Raw genomic sequence first — 4098 nt, 5'->3', positions numbered from 1 at the left:
AACAGACCTTTACTTTCTTTTTTTTTATTTTTTCTTATCCCGAACTTTCTAAGAAGGAAATTCCAAAACTTCGATTGATGGGGATAATTGCTTGTGACATCTGCACTCAAAGCGAGGAAAAGTGATGGAAAAGACAGGTGCATAGTGCTGTGAAGACTTGGAACAGTGCTATGCTCCTGTGCGCGGTGGTGTTTTTGTATGGACGGCTCGTCCGTGCATATAAAAACACCACTTAGGAAAGCGATGGCAAAACGGGGTAAACACTTCGCAGAAAAATGGTGCGTGACGAAATTGTCAACTTGCATAAATCTTCCTTATGTGCCTGAACTGTAACAGCGGCTGCAAAGACAGTGGTATGGAATGCTGAAAGAAAATGCTTTGCTTGGGAATTTTCAGCACGCGCCACAAACACACTACAAACATTTGCCTATGAAACCGAAGTGTTTTTGGTGTGTGGAGAAAATATGGCGGCTGCGAAAGCAATTTTCTTCAGTATGGAATACGACTGTGTGCGGTGACGAAAGCGACTGTATTGCCATTAAACTTTTCCGCTGAAAAAAAACAATACAGTGGCTGTAGGAACTGGATAAATCCCGAAATAGTCTGCACCATTTTTCTGCATCCTTAGCAGGGTTGGTGGGGATTTGTAGGTTTTGAATTTGGAAACTGACCGTGTAAATTATAACTGCACTGGCGGCTGGAAAGCGGTGGAGCAAAAGGGCTATGCCCGTTGCAAGGAAAGCATTTTACATAATCTCAAATTATAGGGACACCTTGTTGGCAGTTGCTGTAACGCAGTGGAAGCAATCCCCGAAGCGATGGCGTGTGCGTATAATTTCTATTATGTTATTTGCTGGGGGAACGGTGTGAGGTGTTTTTTATTCCACAAATTTCATTAAAACAATAAACAGGATTTCATCTATAATCCATCAGAAATTATGTTTACATTTATTCAAAGAATCATTCTTAAATTTAACTCATTGTCTTTTATACTAGAAGAAAAGTTAATGAAATCTTCTTGGTTTTGAGGAATAGCCAATCCTATTTTTTTTAAAACACCTTCTGTATCTTGAATCTTTAATTCTTCGTATCGATTATCTTGATTATTAGTTGGGTAAATTAAGAAACCATTTGTTGAATTAAAACGATACATATATGCTAATGTTTTGTAATAAATACTTACTGCTCGTTCTGAATTTTCATGGTAAGAAACATGTTTATCCAATGGAATATATTTTGCATCACCAACAATAATCGGTGTTTCTTTACTAATAAAATCAGGATAAATAGATTGTTTATTACCTTCAAAAAGATAATGTTTATGTTTACCTGTTTTATTTTCTGGATGAAGAAATTTTTCTTTTAATATCGTATTTAAGTATTCCTCCCAAAGCCAAGCTCCATCAAACAATAACCCATAAATTTTATTATTTTCTTTCCCATATGATAATTTTTCTCTTCTTAGAATTTGTAAACATATTTTCTGTAAGAGTTTGTATTCAAAATAGTAAGGATGAGAAAAAGCTTTTAAATTCTTCGCTACAATCTTATTTCTTTGGCTCTTGTTGTAAGTTGAATCTGTAACGAAAACGAACTTTTGAACAATTTCTCTAGTATCATTATCCTTGGCTAAAACTCCATTACCAAATGGATGCACTTTAATATATTCAATTGTATGCCTAATTAATTGCGTTACATCATTATCGTAGGAATGTTCTCTCGTTGAATAGGCAATATTACCCCTAAATGGAATATTCTTTTGTATATGTCTGTTTATATTAATTGTTCCTTTTATATTAGCATTATTATATTCATTGCGTTTATATGCTTTGAACATTCCTTGCGTATAAGCTTTCTTTAAAAAATATGGGAATAAATAAATTAAAAAATCCCATATATTCTCATTGTTAGATTTTTGGTCAAAATCTAATAGGTTAATTGAAAATACCTTTTGCAACATATAATGTAAAAAGTAATCCTTGCTATCTTCTTTCGAAAAACGAGAGGTTATTGTCAACTGAGAATCATTACAGCCAACAAATCCCATTAAATTATATGTAGTTATGGTTTCTTCATCCATTGAAAATATAGTAGATTTCTCTACATCATCTTTATAAATACCCAAAGAATGAGGGAAAACTAATAAATCTGCATTATTCTCTTGTAATTTAAGTAAGCTCTTGTTTGCAATACGACTTAGATTCGCTTTATGAATATTCTCGTCATTTATCTTAAAATAGCCCCCGTTGTTATCCGTTGTCCTCATCCGAAAAGAACTTTTCATTTAAAGATTTAAGAGTGTTTTCTGCTTCTGGTAAACCTCGTAAATATTCTTTTAACAACGGTTCAATTTTATATTGATAAACATTCTCAAAATCAGTTCTAGGATTTCCTTCCGAATCTAAGAAATATGCACCACCAATATGAAATGCACTACCTAAAACATCAATATTTGAAATCTCTTTATTTAGTCTTTGCATTTTATCTACAATCTCTTGTGGAAGATTCATATTATTTGCACTTTCTTCTGCTGTAATTTCAATCCATGTGAATCTTCTACGCATTGCAAAATCAAAACTTTCTACGCTACGATCTATGTCATTCATAGAGCCTATGATATATACATTTTCAGGAATATAAAAGGGTTCATTATCATCTTCATGCATATTGGTATATTGAGTTTTAACTGAACCTTTTATCCCTCTGTAAGATGGATCAATAGAAAAGAAAAGTTCACCAAATATCTTAGAGATTTCACCACGATTAATTTCATCAATTACAAAGACATATTTTTTATCTTGTTTAACTATTGATGGTGTATAGTTATATTTATTTTTAAAGTATTTAGCAATTGGAATAGTATAAGGTTTCCAATCCCTTATTTTATCAAAATGTATATAATCATAAATCATTTGTTTAGTTATAGACATCTTTGTAGCAATATCTGTTTCAGGAACAGCAACACAAGATTGATTACTATTGATTTCTACTTTGAACTTTTTTTTCTGCGTAGGAGTTTCTAAGCTAAGAGGAGTCTCTGTAACTTCATCAATAAATTGATTGTATAGCTCATCGAATTTTTCTTCAACTTCTTCACCTATTGCTCTTTTACAAAAAGCTTTAAACACACCATTCTTTAACTCAAAACCAATATTACCATTTGCATCAGGTTTCGTTGGGCGTAAACCTTCTACAAAATCTGTATAGTCGTAAGATGGATGAAATTGAACAAAACCAAATTGACCAGAGCTAGTTAATTCTTCATCTGAATCAACGTCAATTATTTGTTTTGCAATTTGCTTTGCTAAATGGGTTTTACCTGTACCTGGAGCACCAGTAAGAATAATGTTTTTATTTGCTAATAATATGTCTATATAATATTGATTTTTTTCCATTTCTATTCTCTTATTATTTTTAACTTCCCAAGACTCTATTAAAGAAGCGAACTTGTCAAAAAATGAAACTAAATCATCAGTAACAGCATTTCCATCAAATAAACCTAATGCAGCTAATAAACTATTATTTCCTATTTTTTTCCTTTTTTGATTACTATTTAACCACCATTGATATTCCTCAAGATATAAAGATTTAATTGTATTACCATCCCAATTTGCAATGATATTTAAACCTGTACCTGCCCAATTCAAATAACATTTTACAGACTTATAACTACCAAAATTTGGTTGTATACTAATGAAAATTTCACCATTTTCATAGTTATTCCATTTAGAAATTTGATTTTGTATATTTCCGTTATTATACCCTTGACCTGTTTCATAAAATATTCCTTTGTTAATTAAGGGCTCTATATATGTTTTATACCCAATTGAATTAATATCTTCATTTACTTTCCATTCTAAATGAGCTACAAAATATTCAAGTAAGTGTTTGAATTTTATATATTGATCCATTTTTAAAATTAATTTTTGAAAGTTATATTATTAGTATCAAATAACCAATATTGAAATTAAATAATTTTTAATCAAAAAACTCCATAATTGTACGTCTTCAAACTAACTTGGACATTTTGGAATAAATCCTTAAGGAGTATTTAGGGTTATAAACTTAATAATTTCTGTTGAAAATACAACTGTCTTC

General features: G+C 31.0%; 2 protein-coding genes. Both read right to left on the bottom strand.

The window, feature by feature from the left end:
* Positions 1-952 precede the first annotated feature (952 nt).
* The gene (locus IV513_RS14975) at positions 953-2266 is read right to left on the bottom strand and encodes an McrC family protein (protein ID WP_209391364.1); all 1314 of its coding nucleotides are present in this window, start codon (positions 2264-2266) and stop codon (positions 953-955) included.
* A complete protein-coding gene (locus IV513_RS14970; RefSeq protein WP_209391363.1) occupies positions 2250-3911 on the bottom strand; it encodes an McrB family protein in 1662 nt (553 codons plus the stop codon). Before IV513_RS14970 ends, IV513_RS14975 begins: the two co-directional genes overlap by 17 nt.
* Positions 3912-4098 lie beyond the last annotated feature (187 nt).

The organism is Chryseobacterium sp. RR2-3-20 (assembly GCF_017808115.1).
Lineage (GTDB): Bacteria > Bacteroidota > Bacteroidia > Flavobacteriales > Weeksellaceae > Chryseobacterium > Chryseobacterium oryzae.
Note: the sequence above shows the minus strand (reverse complement) of the source record. Positions and strands in the feature narration are given on the sequence as shown.